At 66.7% G+C, this 15,783-nt stretch carries 18 protein-coding genes and 1 tRNA gene; 6 read left to right on the plus strand and 13 right to left on the minus strand.

All coding sequences use genetic code 11. The annotated features are described in order from the left end of the window. Positions 1-39: 39 nt before the first annotated feature. From A5650_RS11620 to A5650_RS11645, 6 genes are all read right to left on the minus strand, one after another. On the minus strand, positions 40-819 hold the full coding sequence (locus A5650_RS11620) for a 3'(2'),5'-bisphosphate nucleotidase CysQ (RefSeq protein WP_067290880.1): 780 nt from the start codon (positions 817-819) through the stop codon (positions 40-42). Between the two features lie 48 nt (positions 820-867). Continuing rightward, positions 868-1,704, minus strand: coding sequence for an SCO1664 family protein (locus A5650_RS11625; protein ID WP_156744102.1), 837 nt, complete (start codon positions 1,702-1,704; stop codon positions 868-870). Further along, on the minus strand, positions 1,688-2,275 hold the full coding sequence (locus A5650_RS11630; protein ID WP_067085215.1) for a DUF3090 domain-containing protein: 588 nt from the start codon (positions 2,273-2,275) through the stop codon (positions 1,688-1,690). The genes A5650_RS11625 and A5650_RS11630 overlap by 17 nt, the downstream gene beginning before the upstream one ends. 64 nt (positions 2,276-2,339) lie before the next feature. Continuing rightward, positions 2,340-3,056, minus strand: coding sequence for a histidine phosphatase family protein (locus A5650_RS11635; RefSeq protein WP_067290887.1), 717 nt, complete (start codon positions 3,054-3,056; stop codon positions 2,340-2,342). Then, positions 3,053-3,883, minus strand: a complete 831-nt coding sequence (locus tag A5650_RS11640; protein ID WP_067290890.1) for an undecaprenyl-diphosphate phosphatase — start codon at positions 3,881-3,883, stop codon at positions 3,053-3,055. Before A5650_RS11640 ends, A5650_RS11635 begins: the two co-directional genes overlap by 4 nt. A 44-nt stretch (positions 3,884-3,927) precedes the next feature. Beyond that, complete coding sequence (locus A5650_RS11645) at positions 3,928-4,239, minus strand: hypothetical protein (protein WP_067290893.1); 312 nt, start codon at positions 4,237-4,239, stop codon at positions 3,928-3,930. A gap of 129 nt (positions 4,240-4,368) precedes the next feature. Here A5650_RS11645 and A5650_RS11650 point away from each other — a divergent pair, with 129 nt between their 5' ends. From A5650_RS11650 to A5650_RS11660, 3 genes are read left to right on the plus strand one after another with little or no spacing between them, the layout of a single operon-like run. After that, positions 4,369-5,418, plus strand: a complete 1,050-nt coding sequence (locus A5650_RS11650; protein WP_067290896.1) for a YncE family protein — start codon at positions 4,369-4,371, stop codon at positions 5,416-5,418. Continuing rightward, a complete protein-coding gene (locus A5650_RS11655) occupies positions 5,415-5,684 on the plus strand; it encodes a DUF5703 family protein (protein ID WP_067290900.1) in 270 nt (89 codons plus the stop codon). Before A5650_RS11650 ends, A5650_RS11655 begins: the two co-directional genes overlap by 4 nt. Before the next feature lie 7 nt (positions 5,685-5,691). Continuing rightward, a complete protein-coding gene (locus A5650_RS11660) occupies positions 5,692-6,750 on the plus strand; it encodes a quinone-dependent dihydroorotate dehydrogenase (RefSeq protein WP_197501849.1) in 1,059 nt (352 codons plus the stop codon). Here A5650_RS11660 and A5650_RS27525 read toward each other — a convergent pair. The 3 genes from A5650_RS27525 to A5650_RS11670 form a co-directional block, all read right to left on the minus strand. Further along, positions 6,747-6,875: a hypothetical protein gene (locus tag A5650_RS27525; protein WP_286144517.1), complete on the minus strand. Its 129-nt coding sequence runs from the start codon at positions 6,873-6,875 to the stop codon at positions 6,747-6,749. The genes A5650_RS11660 and A5650_RS27525 overlap by 4 nt on opposite strands. Before the next feature lie 103 nt (positions 6,876-6,978). Continuing rightward, positions 6,979-7,509, minus strand: coding sequence for a YbhB/YbcL family Raf kinase inhibitor-like protein (locus tag A5650_RS11665; protein WP_067290907.1), 531 nt, complete (start codon positions 7,507-7,509; stop codon positions 6,979-6,981). Positions 7,510-7,528: 19 nt separating this feature from the next. After that, positions 7,529-8,872: a M20/M25/M40 family metallo-hydrolase gene (locus A5650_RS11670; protein ID WP_067291015.1), complete on the minus strand. Its 1,344-nt coding sequence runs from the start codon at positions 8,870-8,872 to the stop codon at positions 7,529-7,531. A 100-nt stretch (positions 8,873-8,972) separates the two neighbouring features. Here A5650_RS11670 and A5650_RS11675 point away from each other — a divergent pair. After that, a tRNA-Leu gene (locus A5650_RS11675) sits at positions 8,973-9,058 on the plus strand. On the opposite strand, the gene A5650_RS26395 is transcribed toward A5650_RS11675, so the two are convergent. The 4 genes from A5650_RS26395 to A5650_RS11700 all read right to left on the minus strand — a co-directional run bounded on the left by A5650_RS26395 (position 9,040) and on the right by A5650_RS11700 (position 14,242). Then, on the minus strand, positions 9,040-10,686 hold the full coding sequence (locus A5650_RS26395; protein ID WP_012394803.1) for a recombinase family protein: 1,647 nt from the start codon (positions 10,684-10,686) through the stop codon (positions 9,040-9,042). The two genes, A5650_RS11675 and A5650_RS26395, sit on opposite strands and share 19 nt — an antisense overlap. Positions 10,687-10,872: 186 nt before the next feature. Next, entirely contained in the window at positions 10,873-12,378 is a 1,506-nt protein-coding gene (locus A5650_RS11690) for a replication initiator (protein WP_012394804.1), read from the minus strand. Then, positions 12,375-13,808: an FtsK/SpoIIIE domain-containing protein gene (locus A5650_RS11695; RefSeq protein ID WP_012394805.1), complete on the minus strand. Its 1,434-nt coding sequence runs from the start codon at positions 13,806-13,808 to the stop codon at positions 12,375-12,377. The genes A5650_RS11690 and A5650_RS11695 overlap by 4 nt, the downstream gene beginning before the upstream one ends. Before the next feature lie 89 nt (positions 13,809-13,897). Then, on the minus strand, positions 13,898-14,242 hold the full coding sequence (locus A5650_RS11700; protein ID WP_011893911.1) for an SCO3933 family regulatory protein: 345 nt from the start codon (positions 14,240-14,242) through the stop codon (positions 13,898-13,900). A gap of 239 nt (positions 14,243-14,481) precedes the next feature. Here A5650_RS11700 and A5650_RS11705 point away from each other — a divergent pair, with 239 nt between their 5' ends. Then, entirely contained in the window at positions 14,482-15,300 is an 819-nt protein-coding gene (locus A5650_RS11705) for a hypothetical protein (protein WP_012394806.1), read from the plus strand. A 5-nt stretch (positions 15,301-15,305) separates the two neighbouring features. Next, a complete protein-coding gene (locus A5650_RS11710; RefSeq protein WP_012394807.1) occupies positions 15,306-15,773 on the plus strand; it encodes an NUDIX hydrolase in 468 nt (155 codons plus the stop codon). Positions 15,774-15,783 lie beyond the last annotated feature (10 nt).

The raw sequence follows: 15,783 nt of genomic DNA on the forward strand, positions 1-15,783 counted from the left end.
TACTCCACCGACATCGCGGGCGGTCATTTCATTCCCGGTTCATCGCCGCCAGCGGCTCTGGTACGCCGCCAAGATCTCCTCCAGCAGCGCGTCGCTCAGCTCCGGCCGGCACATCAACAGATCGGGCAGGTAGGGGTCGCGCCGGTTGTAGATCAGCTCTGAACCATCGAGGCGCGAGGCGTGCAGGCCCGCGGCCTGAACCACCCCGGCGGGCGCGGCGGAATCCCACTCCCACTGACCGCCGTCGTGCAGGTAGGCGTCGACATCGCCGCGCACCACGGCCATCGCCTTGGCGCCGGCCGACCCGATCCGCACCAGTTGGATGTCCATCCGGTCCCGCAGCCACCACAGCACCGGCGGCGGCCGGTTCGCGCTCGCCGTGATGAGGATCGGACCCTCGGTGCGCGGCGGTGGCGGAGTGACGGTGTCGGTGCGGTAGACCTCGTTGCGGGCCGGCAGTGCGACCGCGGCGTCGGTGATGCGCCCGTTGGGGCCGCCGTCGCGGCGCCACAGCGCGATGTGGACGGCCCAGTCCGTGCGTCGCGGCATCGAGAACTCGTGGGTGCCGTCGACCGGATCGACGATCCAGCACCTGTCGGCGTCCACGCGCGAAAGGTCGTCGACGGCCTCCTCGGAGAGCACGTGGTCGTCGGGCCTCGCCGCGCGGAGCCGGTCGAGGATGAGCTTGTTGGCCAGCTTGTCCCCAGTGTCGCCGAGGTCGTACGGGTCGTAGAAACCCACCTGCTCGCGAACCTTCAGCAGCATCTCGCCCGCCTCGGCGGCCACCTCGGCGGCCAGCGCCGCATCGGTCAGGCTCATCAGGTCAGTATCACCAACCGGTCCTCGAACGGCGCGACAGGCACGGCGTCAGAACGCCGGCCACGGGATCGGGCGGCGACGATCGGGGCCGGGCATCACCGGATCGGTGAGCAGCGCAACGATTCTGGCGAGCAGCGCCGCGACCTCCCGCTCGGTGATGAGCGTGCACAGCTCGTCGGCGAGCCCGTCCCGCAGCTGGTCACGCAATGCGGCCACCGATTCGAGCGTCTGATCGTCGACGGGTTTACCGGCCCAGCCCCACAGCACCGTGCGCAGCTTGTCCTCGACGTGCAGCGTGACCCCGTGGTCGACGCCGTACACGCGCCCGTCCACCCCGGACAGGATGTGGCCGCCCTTGCGGTCGGCGTTGTTGACCAGCACGTCGAACACCGCCATCCGGCGCAGCCGGTCGTCGTCGGCGTGCACCAGGGTGACCTCGTCGCCCGCGTAGTCGTAGGCCTGCAGGATCGGCAGAAAGCCGGGCGGGATGCGTCCCGCCGGAAGCAGATCCACCAGATCCGGACCGGAGGGCCGTTCGTCGTCGACCTCGTCGCCCGGCTGGTCGACCCACAGCTGCACCATGCCCTTGCCCGCGGGCCCATCGCGAATGATGGTGTAGGGCACGATGTTCCAACCCAACGCGGCCGACACCAGATACGCGCCGCGCTCACGACCGGCCAGCGTGCCGTCGGGGAAGTCCCACAGCGGCGCCTCACCCGCAACGGGCTTGTAGACGCAATGCACTTGCCGCTCGTCGAGATTCGCCTCGCACAGGAACGTCGCGTTGCTGGCCGAGCGGATACGGCCGATGACGGTCAGCTCGCCGCTGCGCAACACCTCTTCCCGGACGGCGTCGTCGGACCCGCTCTCAGATGTCGATGTCATCGTCGGACTCGGCGAAGGCACCGCGCCGATAGCCGTTGGTGCGCACGCAGATGTGGCCCTCCGGGTCCAGCGGCTCGTCACACAGAGGACAGGGCGGTCGGCCTGCCGAGATGACCCGGTTGGAGCGCGTGGCGAACTCGCGGGCGGACTCCGGCGTGAGGAACACGCGCACCGCGTCGGGGCCCTCCTCCGCATCGTCGAGCACCACCGATGCGTCGAATTCGGTCTCCGTCACCGCGAGGAGTTCGACGACCACCGTTTGCGCCTCGGAGTCCCAGCCGAGCCCCATCGTGCCGACCCGGAATTCGGCGTCGACGGGCGTGATCAGCGGGCTGAGATCTTCGACCTCACCGGTGTCGGGCGGGATCGGCGTGCCGAACCGGCGGTTGATCTCGAGCAGCAGCGCGGCAATCCGCTCGGCGAGCACGGCAACCTGTTGCTTTTCCAGAATCACCGAGACGACGCGCTTGTCGTGTACGGCTTGGAGGTAGAACGTGCGGTTGCCGGGTTGGCCGACGGTCCCGGCCACGAAGCGGTCGGGTGTGCGGAAGACGTGAATTGCGCGGGGCATAGCACTTCCAAAATACCGGGCACTTTCCAAAATACCGGTTCGGGCTTGTCAGCCGTGATTGCGACTAGCCGGTGGATCCGCCGACGACGGCGTCCTCCGGCGGCACCTCGCCGTCGCCGGAGTCGGCCTGACCGTCGCTATTGGGCGGTTTCGGCACGAGGCCGGACGTCAGTTGGTCGCCGGTGTGGTTGACGTGAATCACGAACGGGCGGACCGACGTGTAACGGATCACGCTCATGGACGCCGGGTCGGCGGTGATCCGCTGGAAGCTGTCGAGGTGGGTGCCGAGCGCGTCGGCCACGATGGCCTTGATCACATCGCCGTGCGTGCATGCGACCCAGAGCACGTCGCCCTCGTGCTCCTCGGCGAGTCGACGGTCGTGCTCACGCACCGCGGCCACGGCGCGGGACTGCACGTGGGCGAGGCCTTCGCCGTCGGGGAAGACCGCGGCGCTCGGCTGCTGCTGCACCACCGACCACAGCGGTTCTTTGACTAGATCGGCGATCTTGCGGCCCGTCCAGGCGCCGTAGTCGACCTCCGAAATCCGTTCGTCGACGATCGGGGTCAGGCCCAACGCCGCGGCCAGCGGTTCGACGGTCCGCTCGCAGCGCAGAAGCGGCGAACGCACGATGGCGCGAATCGGCAGCGATCCGATGCGGGTCGCCACCGCGTGCGCCTGTTCGCGCCCGTTGTCGTCGAGGTCGACGCCTTCGGACCGGCCCGCGAGCGTGTGCGCGGTGTTGGAGGTCGAGCGCCCGTGGCGCAACAGGATCACCGTCATGTCGCCGTCACTACACCCGTTCCCAGCAAGATCAACACCACGGTGCCCAGCATGACGCGATATCCGACGAACCAGTACATGCTGTGCCTGACCAGGAACCGCAGGAACCACGCCACTGCGGCGAAGCCGACCACGAAAGCGATGACCGTGGCCACGAGCAGTTGCGGACCGCTGGCGCTCATTCCCTCGCCCACCGGGTGGAAGGCGTCGGGGAGGGAAAACAGCCCGGACGCGAACACCGCGGGGATGGCGAGCAGGAACCCGAACCGGGCGGCGACCTCACGGTTGAGGCCACAGAAGAGCCCGGCGCTGATCGTCGCTCCGGAGCGGGATACGCCGGGCAGCAGCGCCAGGCACTGCGCGAAGCCGACGATGATGCTGTCCTTGAACGTCAGCTTCTCGACCGTGCGGGTTTGGCGGCCGAAGTACTCCGCAGCCGCGATGACGGCCGAGAACACGATCAGCGCGATCGCAATGGCCCACAGATTGCGCGCCCCGGTGCGGATCTGGTCTTTGAACAGCAACCCCAGCACGCCGATCGGGATGGTGCCGACGATCACATACCACCCCAGCCAGTAGTCGGCGTTGCGGTGCGCGGTGACGAACAATCCGTTGAACCAGGCCTTGACGATGCGCCCGATGTCTTTGGCGAAGTACAACAGGACCGCGAATTCGGTGCCGAGCTGGGTGACGGCGGTGAAGGACGCACCCGCGTCGTCGGCGAAGAAGACCCGCGAGGTGATCGCCAGATGTCCCGAGGACGAGACGGGCAGGAATTCGGTGAGCCCCTGCACGATCGCGAGGACGACAACCTGCACCCACGACATTGCCGGCACGTCCGTCACGACGACGACCGTACCGTGGGCGGGTGTTAGCGGCCGGTCCGCGCCACGGGCTCGGCGGCGGCGACCAGATCACGCACCGCGGCGCCCACGCTGCGCCGATCGGTGAGATCGATGTCGGTCAGCTTGCGGCTGGACACCGCGACCACGTCCTCCTCGTGCGGGACCGGGCCGGTCAACCGCGGGCGGTAGATCTCGACGACCAGCATTTGGCGCTCGACGTGGAACGAGAAACTGCGGCCGTCGCCCACCTGGCCGAACCCGCTGGCGTGCAGACCAGTGGTCATGTCCTCGATCACAAATTCCCGGGCACCCAGTGCGCGATCCGCGGCGAGGGTCATGAGCGCACCATACCGTTGACGCGGCCGCTGATTGTGGGGTCACGGCGAGCAGATGAAAACTCACGTGCAGCGGTCTGCCTAGACTGGCCATTCAGTCGATTTCCCGTACGCACGACCGAGAGCTACCCCTTGCCGCCATTCGTAAACGCCCGGAATCAGCCGATTCGCCGGATTGTCGCGGCACTGGCAATCTTCCCGGCATTTGTCCTGGTCGGCGGCTGCTCCTCCGAGCCCTCGGACGCACCGCCGACGATCGCTCCCGCACAGGCCGCGCGGTCCCCCGAAGGCACCGGCCGTCCGGACGGCGTGGTGCGTGCGCTGGCCGGGAACGCGCAAGCGGCCATCGTCGACGCGGCGAGCGGTGCGCTCGCGGTGCTGGTGCCCGGCCCGGCCGGCAATGCGCAGGTCACGGTGTTCGCCAGGGACGGTAAAGACGCGGCGACGGTGTTGCTGCCCAGTGCGGCGACCGCCTTGGCCGGTGACGGTGACGGGCACGCCTACGCCGCCACACGCGGTGGCTACCACCGGATCGACCTCGCCGCCCACACCGCGACCAAGGTCGACGTCGAGGGTCAATCGGACACCGAATTCACCGCGATCGCCCGCCGCGCGGACGGGCGGATGGTGCTCGGCAGCGCCGACGGCGCGGTCTATACCCTGGGTTCCGACACCGCCGTCGCGGCACGGCTGAAGATCTTTGCGCGCGTCGATGCCCTTGTCACACAAGGCGATACGGCCGTGGTGTTGGACCGCGGACAGACGTCGGTGACGGCACTCACCCAGGACGGCGCCCAGCAGGCGCAGGCGTTGCGCGCCGGTGAGGGTGCGACGACGATGGCCGCCGATCCGGCCGGCCGGGTGCTGGTCGCCGACACACGGGGCGGCGGGTTGCTGGTGTTCGGCACCGACCCGCTGATCCTGCGCCAGCGCTATCCCGTGCCCGACTCCCCCTACGGTCTCGCGGGATCGTCGACGCTGGCCTGGGTGTCGCAAACAGCGGCGAACGCCGTCGTTGGCTACGATCTGGCCACCGGCATCCCCGTCGAGAAGGTGCGATATCGAACCGTGCGGCAACCCGACTCCCTGGCATACGACGAATCCTCTGGCACGCTGTATGTGGTGTCCGGATCGGGAGCGGGTGTGCAGGTGATCGTCGACGCGGCGAAAGCGCACGCATGAGCGCGATCCACCGCGGAGGGATGCCACCGGGCTGGGAGGACGTCGTCAAGTCCGACCCCTCGGACGACTACGAATGGATCCCCCTGCGGCTACCGCCGGACGTGACGCGCGTCAGCGCCTCGACCCGGTTGTCGATCGAGGCCGAGTACCGCGGCTGGGAACTCACCCGCGTCCGCCTCTACACCGACGGTTCGCGCCGGGTGCTGCTGCGCCGCAAGAAGACGGCGGCCGGCCGGACAGGCATCCCCGAGCAGCCCGCGCAGTGATCGGATGATGTATCGCGCGCTGCGGCGGGCGCTGTTTCTGGTTGCGCCCGAACGGATTCATACCTGGGTGTTCGCCGTGCTGCGAGCCGCCACCTACTTCTCGTGGCCACGGCGTGCCCTGAACCGGTGGTTGGGCCCCCGCGATCCGATTCTTGGAAACACCGTCTTCGGCGTCTGGTTCCCGGGTCCCCTCGGTCTGGCCGCGGGCTTCGACAAGAACGGCAGCGGTCTGCACACCTGGGGCGCGCTGGGTTTCGGCTACGCCGAGGTGGGCACGGTGACCGCGCAGGCCCAGCCCGGCAATCCGAAGCCGCGGATGTTCCGCCTCGCGGAAGACCACGCGCTGCTGAACCGGATGGGCTTCAACAATCACGGCGCGGGTGAACTCGCGGTGCGTCTGGCCCGGCATGTTCCCGACGTCCCGATCGGGGTCAACATCGGCAAGACGAAGGTCACGCCTGCGGAGGCGGCGGTCCAGGATTACGCGACGTCGGCTCGGCTGTTGGGGCCGCTCGCGTCGTTCGTCGTCGTCAACGTCAGCTCGCCGAACACGCCGGGACTGCGCGATCTGCAGGCGGTCGAGTCGTTGCGTCCGATCCTGACCGCGGTGCGAGCCGAGACGTCGACACCGGTGCTGGTGAAGATCGCACCCGACCTTTCCGACGAGGATGTCGATGAAATCGCCGACCTGGCAGTCGAACTCGGCCTGGCCGGCATCGTCGCCACCAACACGACGGTGTCGCGCGACGGGCTGGCGACGCCGAGCGTCGACGAGCTGGGACCCGGCGGGATCTCCGGACGGCCTGTGGCCGAGCGTTCGGCGGAGGTGCTGCGCAGGCTGTATCGCCGCGTCGGGGACCGGCTGGTGCTGATCAGCGTGGGCGGCATCGAGACCGCCGACGACGCCTGGGACCGAATCACCTCCGGCGCTTCGCTTTTGCAGGGTTACACCGGGTTCGTGTACGGCGGCGGGCTGTGGGCCAAGCGTATTCACGACGGCATCGCCCGCCGCCTTCACGAGGGGGGCTTCGCGTCCTTGGCGGACGCGGTGGGGTCGGCCAACTAACTGGCCCGCTTGCGCTTGCGGATGAACTCACCCGCCTCGGCTTCGCGCTGCCGCTTCTCGGCGCGGCGCTCCTTGAGGGATCGTTCGGCCTTCTTCAGGCTCCGACCCGGTTTCTTGTCAGCCATTGTCGCTCCTTAGCAGAAGTGGCAATCACTCAACCGCGACCATACGTCAGTTCCCCAGAAAAGCCAGCTATGCAGGTAATCGAGGCGCGCAGAGTGGATTTCGCTACTTCTGCTCGTACGTCGCGTGGATCAGCGCCCGCGCGATCGCGTGCTGGAACAGATTGAACCCGAGGTACGCCGGAGTCGCATCCTCGGGCAGATCCAGCTTCTCGGTGTCGACCGCGTGCACGGCGACGATGTAGCGGTGCGGGCCGTGTCCGGGCGGCGGGGCGGCGCCGATGAAGCGCTTGATGCCGGCGTCGTTGCGCAGAGTGAGCGCATCGCCGGGCAGTCCGCTGCCGTCACCCGCGCCTGCGGGGAGTTCGGTCACGGTGGCGGGCAGGTTCGCCACGGCCCAATGCCAGAATCCGGACGCGGTCGGGGCGTCGGGGTCGTAGACCGTGACGGCGAAGCTACGGGTCTCCTCCGGGTAGCCCGACCATGTCAGGTGGGGCGAGACGTCGTTGCCGCCGGCACCCATGATGCCGCTGACCTGGTCGTTACCCAGCGCGTCACCGTCGTTGAAGGTGTTCGAGGACAGCTTGAACGTAGGTAGCTTCGGGAGGAACTCGTACGGGTTGTAGTCAAACGCCATGACTAGTCCTTTCGTCGATTCAGCAGTGCAGCAGGAAGTGTTCGAGAACCTGGGTACCGAACTTCAACGCGTCAACGGGTACCCGTTCATCGACGCCGTGGAACAGCGCGGTGAAATCGAGGTCGGGCGGCAACTGCAGCGGGGCGAACCCGAAGCAGCGAATCCCCAACTGCGCGAACGCTTTTGCGTCGGTTCCGGCGGAGAGCATGTACGGCACGATCCGGGCGTCGGGGTCCACCGACAGGATGGCGCTGTTCATCGCGTCGACCAGGTCGCCGTCGAACGTGGTCTCGTAGGACGGCAGCTCGGTCACCCACTCGCGGGTCACGTTCGGCCCGATCAGCTCGTCGACCTCGCGTTCGAAGGCGGCCTGGCGCCCGGGCAGGATGCGGCAGTCCACCACCGCCTCGGCCGACGCCGGGATGACGTTGGCCTTGTAACCGGCCTTGAGCATGGTCGGGTTGGCGGTGTCGCGCAGCGTGGCCCCGACGACGCGGGCGATCGGCCCGAGCTTGGCGATCGCGCCGGCCAGGTCCGGCGAGTCGACGTCGAACGAGTAGCCGGTCTCCTCGGTGACGGCCTGCAGGAACTGGCCGACCGCGTCCGTCATGACCAGCGGGAACTCGTGGCGGCCCAGCTTGGCCACCGCCTCGGCGACCGCGGTGACAGCGTTGCTGTCGTGGATCATCGAGCCGTGGCCGGCGTGGCTGCGCGCGGTCAGCTTCATCCAGTTCATCGACTTCTCGGCCGTCTCGACCAGGTAGAGGCGTCGCTCCCCGCCGTCCTTGCGCGGCACCGTCAGCGAGAAACCGCCGACCTCACCGACCGCCTCGCTGACGCCGGCGAACAGGTCCGGGCGGTGCTTGACCAGCCAGTGCGAGCCGAACTTGCCGCCGGCCTCCTCGTCGGACAGGAACGCAAAGATCAGGTCGCGCGGCGGGGTGATGCCCGCCCGTTTGAAGTGCCGCGCGATCGCGATCAGCATGCCGCACATGTCCTTCATGTCGACCGCGCCGCGGCCCCACACGTAGCCGTCCTCGACGGCGCCCGAGAAGGGGTGCACGCTCCAGTCGGAGGCCTCGGCGGGCACGACGTCGAGGTGGCCGTGCAGCAGCAGCGACCCGCGCGAGCTGTCGGCGCCCTCGAGCCGGGCGAACACATTGCCCCGGCCCGGCGCCCCCGCCTCGACGTATTCGGTCGCATACCCGACCTCTTCGAGCTGTTCGGCCACCCAGCGCGCGCATTCCGCCTCGCCCTTGGTGGTGGCCGGGTCGCCCGTGTTGGACGTGTCGAACCGGATGAGCGTGCTGACGAGGTCGACGACCTCCGCTTCGGCGTTGACGGGACCAGTCACAGTGCTAATGGGTAGTGCTCCTCTCGTCCGCCACCATTCGTACCATTGACCTGCCAGCTGGGTTTGGGTCACGCCTCGGTGATCCGATAGCCTTAGCTGCCCACAACGAGTCCGAGTGGCGGAATGGCAGACGCGCTAGCTTGAGGTGCTAGTGCCCTATTAACGGGCGTGGGGGTTCAAGTCCCCCCTCGGACACGTCCGGCGACACGACTTAAGTCGGCAGTCGCCGTGACTCGCTGAAGATGCGGGTCGTAGTCGAGGCGCAGGCCCAGGCTTGCGTATACCTGAGCGCGTTCCGCCCCGGTTGCCTCACCAAGCACTGCTGACAGCCCGCCCAATTCCTCAACCAACTCGCTGATTTGTGCGGCAGTCATGACGCGAGGTCGCTCCGCTTGCTCAAGACGGACCTTCAGCTCGTCGCGCTCGGCGGTGCGGCGGCGCAATGCAACAGTCAAATCCTCAACGGCCACACCAGACTCCACGGCGGTAACCAGAGCAGCAACCTTCGCATTCGCCTCGCTGAGCTGGCGCCGCAAGGCCGCGTAGCCAGCCCCTGCTACCGGGTCCGCGTCTTGCCCGCGTGCCAAGTCGGCCGGATCGGCCAGGGTGGCGATCCATTCGTCAAGTCGCGCAGTCACCTCATCTTCACGGAGGTAGACGGTGCGCGGGTGATCACTCAGGTCCGCGGGTACCGAACGCGACTTACCGAGCTCACAACGGTAGAGGATGCGTGTTGTTCGCTTCCCGGCGCGGGCAGCGCCCTGCATCCGCCGTCCACATGCGGCACAGAACAGCAGCCCACGCAGTGCATATGGCACTGTTGACTCTCTGCTGCAAACAAGACCGGGACCCCGCCGCGCCTGCATCCGAAGACGAACAGCCTGCGCTAGTTCGTCACGGATCAGCGCTTCATGCGTGCGGCGTTCTGGTGCGATCCAGTCGGCCTCATCACGCCACCGCATACGAGTCTCATACCCCGCAGCGACATCATCGGGGTTGACCAGAACCTCGTATTTCTCCTGCTTGCCCCAAACACGGATACCGCGGTACGCCGGGTTGTCGAGTATCGCGCGGATCGCCGAATGGGACCATCCTCGTGGGTCACGATGCCGATTCCGTGCCGGGTCGTACTGGCTCGGTGACGGTACACCATCGTCGGTGAGCCGTTGCGCGATATAGCGCAGGCCCGCTCCGTCGGCGTACATGCGGTAGATCCGCTCGACGACCGAAGATGTCGCGGGGTCGGGTTCGAGGCGGTGAAGCCGCTGCCCAAGATTGGCCTTGGCAGGGTTTGGATGCGGGCCGGCATCGACGAGCCGGTAACCGTAGGGTGGTCGACCACCGAGATATCTGGCGGTGTCGTGCGCGAGTGCTGACATCGCCGTACGGACGCGCATCTGGATTCGAGCGCGCTCTCCCTTGCTCATGCCGCCGAACAGAGTCATCACCAGGTCGTGTGCCTCGGAGCCGGGATCGACCGCTCCGCCGACCTCGGGTACCCACAGGCCAACTCCGTAGTGCGTGAGGACAGGGAAGGTGAGCGCGAACTGCGGCCCGTAGAACGCACGGGCGGGTTCCCCAATCACTACGGCATCAAAGCTACGGTCCCGACAAGCGACATCAGCAAGCAGACGTGACGCCTCTGGCCTGCGCTTCCACGGCAGTGAACGGCTCTGTCCCACATCGAAGTAGTCGGCGGCGATGAATCCGCCGTGCGGAGTGATCAGGTCCATGGCACGCCGCTTCTGCCAGCTGCGGCTCGCCTCCGGGTCTTGAGCGTCCTCCGTGCTCACTCGGCCATAGAAGGCGAACCTCAGGCTCACGCCACTCCCCTCCCTGATCCAAGCATCCGGTCCCGCACAGCCATTATCACGTGTACCAGCGCGCGGTTGGCCTCGGACGGAAGTCGATATTGGTTGGGCACAACAATTTCAACACCCCCCTCTGACACCGTCGGCGCATCGGGACGAGCGTCACACCCGGAGCGAGCACGTGCTGCTCGGGACCTGTCAGCCATCGCTTCCCCCTGGCGGATCCCATTGTTGATTGCGGGCTTGGCCACGGACTTCGATCAGTCCGATGCGGCGGGTGTGGATGTGTTGGACGGCCGCGGAGTAGATGAGGGTCCGGTCGCCGAGGCTGGTGGGGCCGGCACGATCGAATTCCCATGCCACCAGATCATCGCCATCGGTGGAGTCGAGGCCGAGATCATGTTGGTGCGCAGTGCTTTTTAAACGTTGTTCACGGGTCCAGGCCGCGCGACGTTCGCGCAGCGCGGTCATCGTGGTGGAATAGCGGCGGGATTTGCTGGTGATGTGGCCCCGGTAGCCCAGGGTGTGCAGCCACCGACCGACACCGGCCAGTCCCTTATCGGCGAGTTGGCTGATGGCGGTCAGGATCGCCCGAACGTGGTCGCAGACATCGAGGTCAGCGATGGCCTCGGTGGAGATGCGTCGCGCGCTGATCCCGACGTCAGCTAAGGATTTGGTGACGTATTTCGCGAGGTAGCGAGCTACGCGGCGGCCTGGAAGAACCCCGCCGTGTGGTGAATCCTCCTGCACAGCAGAGCCGTCCGTGCCGGCGTGCCGGTTGTCGATGGGTTGGGTGTCGACTTGTGTGCCGAACCTGATCACCCGTGTCGCTGTATTTGAGGATGAGTCGGTGACCGTCACGGCCACGGTTCGAACGGCCTGTTGGATGATGGTGGCCAGTTCGGTTGCCGCAAGGGGCGCATGCCAGTCATGACCGCCAGAGTCATCGCTGTCGGGCGGGTCGAGGCGGATCAGGGCATGAATGTGCGGGATGAGCCGGGCTTGCAGTTCGACGACTTTGATGAAGCTGACCTGCACCGCATCCGGGTCGGCGCCCGAAGCACGTAGCTCTCGGCGCAGTGTGCGTCGCAGGGTGATGGTGAAGCGTCGCCACAGTTCGGGCAGGTGCCATGTGAACAGGACATGCCCGGTGTAGTCGTAGCAGTCCGCGCAGATCGGCTGTCCCGCATAGATATCACCTTCGCCGTGGGTTGTGCTGCACCACAGTGGTTTTCCATGCGGGCATCGGCGGTAGCCGCCAGTGTGGTGGTGGTCGCGACACACACGCTGCTTCTTGTCGCCTGCACGCGCGGCGGCGTGAACAGGCCCGTAGCTAGGTGCGGTGAGGGTGACGAACACCTGCGGACGATCGGCCACTGCTGCGGGGATGTTGTGGTGGCCGCCGGCGGTGCCAGCGTGCACGAGCTGCCACGTGTCGCGGGCGTACAGGTCTGAGCACGATGGGCATACCTGTGCGCGGCGGTTGTTGCACCGTGTCCACACCACCCGATCGCGGCCTATCTCGTCGGTACCTCTGAGTTGGATGGGGTGGGCGCAGAAGCCAACAGATTCCGCGCGCCGCCACCACGATTCGAACCCCGTCGAGGACGCGCGGCGCACCATCTGATCCACCACCGCATTGGTGTCGATCGAGCCGGGAACCCCGGGCAACACCAGCGTGGGGGCTGTCGTTGCAGTAGTCACCGTTGACCCCGGGCGGTGTCGGTGCGCCCGCTGTTGGACTGGTTGGTTCGGGTCGCGGCACGAGGTGGCCGGAATCGTGCTGCCAGAGTGGCGATGTCGTGGTCGGCGACGTGAAATGCCCGTACCCGCACCGGTTGGGCCGTGCCATCGATCATCATGTAGCCCACACCGGGAGTGGTGTCGGGGATGTGATCGCAGTCGGCCCCCGCGTCGCGGGCGCCCTGGCCCAAAACCATGGTGGTTTGGGTGGCTTCGGTCAACCGCAACCCGATTCGCACGGTAAACAGCTGCCGCACCGGCAGGGTGTCTTTGGCCGGATCTTGCACCGCTGCCACCACCGAAATGCCGACGGCCCGGCCTTGGGAGAGCAGCAGGCCCAACAGCTGTTCAATTTCGCTGCGCACCTTGCGGTCGGTCACATACGCAGTCAGCGCGGCGATCTCATCGATCACCACCACGAATAACGGCTCAGTCGGAGTCGGGGTGTGCATGCGCGTCTTGCCCCGTAACCGATTGGCGCGGGCGTGCATCACCTCCACTAGTTGCCGCAGCAGGTACAGGGTGGTGCCAGTGGCGTCGTGGGTGAACACCGTGAACATGGGTGCTCCGGCGCCCAGTTCCATGCCGCCTTTCGGGTCGATGACGCAGAGCCGCACTTGTCCGGTTTTCACGGCGGGGGCGAGGCCAGCGATCAGTGACCACAACACTGAACCTTTCCCCGCGCCGGTCGCGCCAGCCACGAGCAGGTGGTGGCCAAGCAGAGGTAGGTGCCACCAGTGGCGGGTTTCGGTGATCCCGACCCGCACCGACCCCACATCCACCGCAGTCGCCGTCGTGGGCATGGGCAGGGCAATCGGGTCGGCCAGCACGTCGCCGCGCATCAGGGTGATGCGTAGCTCTCCGGGCGCGGTCGCGCGGATGGCGATCCGGTCGGCACGCCAGGCGGCGGCTAGCGCCTCGGATTGCTTGTGCCAATCAGCCAGGGAGTGGCCGGTGACCACTCGCAGCGCCAGGACGTCGGTCGTCTTGCCGATGCGCACCGACTGCAAGGTCGGCACCAAGGTGCGTTCGCCAAGTGTGGCGGTCAGGCCGTGCAGGGTGCACACCGATTGCCAGGTGCGGGTGTAGCGCGACCAGGTCAACCAGCGCCGCCGCACCGGCTCGGTGACCCATCCGTGAAACGATCGCGGGTCCAGCCACGCCCAGCCCGCATACGCGGCAGCGAAAGCAATACCGATGATCAGACCCGCGCGTGAGCCATGGGTAATGGCCATCGCCACGCTGGCGATGATCGGGATGCTGATGGCCGGGAACAGGACCGCCCACCACAGCAGATACCCGGCCGCTTTGAACAGTGAGAGGATGAGGTCGGTGATCCAGTCGTCGTCGTTGGATTGAGAGTTCTTGCTGTTTTTGTAGTTTGATGCCATGACAGGCGTCCCTCTGGTGAGTGAATGGTCGATAGCAGCTCACGTGCTGGGGCGCGACACCCACGAGCGCCGCGCCCCAGCAAATGGGGTTATTTCTGCGCGCGGGACGCTTGATCGCTCGGCGCAGCCGCGGGGTTGGTGGGGGTGATGGCGTCGGCACGGAACGCCACGCCGCTGCGATCACCTTGAGCCCAAGGGATAGCAACCAGACCCGCGACTGAAACAGGTTGGGTGACTGTCACTTTCGGATCCCCGGCGACGGTGACGTTGAGCACTTCACCACCGGTGTCATCCAACGCCAACAGCTGCGCGGCATACAGTGGCACGCCGGTGGCGGTGTCCACTTTTGGGCTGCCGGTCTCGAAGTTCAGCCGCGGCTCGGCCGCTCGGGTGACGATGAACCGTGTGCCTGATGTGTCGATTCTTAAACGCATTGTCCCGCTGTTCCTTTCGTGATCTGTTTGCGCCCGTTGCGGCGCTGGGCTCAGTTCACGTGGACATCGCGGACGTAGCGAGGGACGTTGGCAGGCATTGCCGACACTGCCGCAGACATTTCGGACACGACAGGGACATGCCCGTGGGCATCGGACGGGCATCACCGCCGCGGGGCGGCGGCAGTCGCATGGCAAACTAGGAACCACGCGCTGAGGATGGACAGGGATGACACGGAAAGATGTGCGCTGAGACGACGGGCGATCAGGACGGCGACGCCGAGGCCGCCACGATCCCCAACGATCGCCTCACCCAACGGCTGCACGCCAAGGGACTCTCCCCACAGAGGTTCGCCACTGCGGTGGGCGTGGATATCAAGACGGTGCGCCGCTGGCTGGCCAACATCGACTACAACGTCCGCGAGGACAACGCCCGCCGCGCCGCTAAGCTGCTTGGCTGCACACCGCACAACCTGTGGCCCAACCAGTATCCTGCCCCTACCGCGAGCGCGCTGGCGACGACGTCGCTGGGTGGTCCGTTCACCGCGACGCTGTATGCCAGCCGCACCCAGCTGCCGATCACGACGTGGCAGCAGCATTTCGGCGACGCCACCACCGGCATCGACATCCTCGTCCTGGCGGCCACGTTCCTGTTTGACACCCTCGACGGCTTCCTCGACATTCTGCTCGACGCCGCCGCCCGCGGTGTGGCGGTGCGGTTTCTCGTCGGGGATCCTGACACTGCCACCACGATCCTGCGCGGCAAGGAGGAAGGCATCGGCGAGGCCGTCATCGCCCGCTGCCGCACGTCCGTGGAGTTGCTCGCCCCGCATGCCGATACCCCGGGGCTGGATATCCGCACCCACGACACCACGCTCTACACGTCGATCTTCCGGGTCGACGACGCCATGATCGTCAACTTCCACATCTACGGCTCACCCGGGCGCAACAACCCCGTGCTTGTGCTGTCGCGCCACCACGAACCACGGCTCTGGGCCACCCTCGAAGACGCTTTCACCCAGGTCTGGGATCGCGCCAGACCGCTCAGCGCGAAAGGCTGAACCCTATGCGAACCGACTACTACAACGACCCCAACGCCCCGCTGCCCAACAGCGTCGTTCCGTCAGCCTCGGCCATCGTCACCGACGAACAGGGTCGTATCCTGCTGATCAAACGCCGCGACAACACCCTGTGGGCGCTACCCGGCGGCGGACACGACATCGGCGAAACGATTGCCGACACCGCCGTCCGGGAAGTCAAAGAGGAAACCGGGCTCGACATTGAAGTCACCGGCCTTGTCGGTGTCTACACCAACCCGCAGCATGTCGTCGCGTTCACCGATGGCGAAGTCCGCCAACAGTTCTCTCTGTCCTTCACCACCAAGGTTCTCGGCGGTACCCTGGCCATCGATCACGAAAGCACCGACATCGCCTGGACCGATCCCGACGACATCCCCAATCTGGACATGCACCCGTCGATGCGACTGCGCATCGAGCACTACCTGCAACACCGCGACAGCCCCTACCTCGGCTAACCGGCTGGGT

The sequence above is a fragment of the Mycobacterium sp. 1164985.4 genome, from assembly GCF_001668575.1.
Classification (GTDB): domain Bacteria; phylum Actinomycetota; class Actinomycetes; order Mycobacteriales; family Mycobacteriaceae; genus Mycobacterium.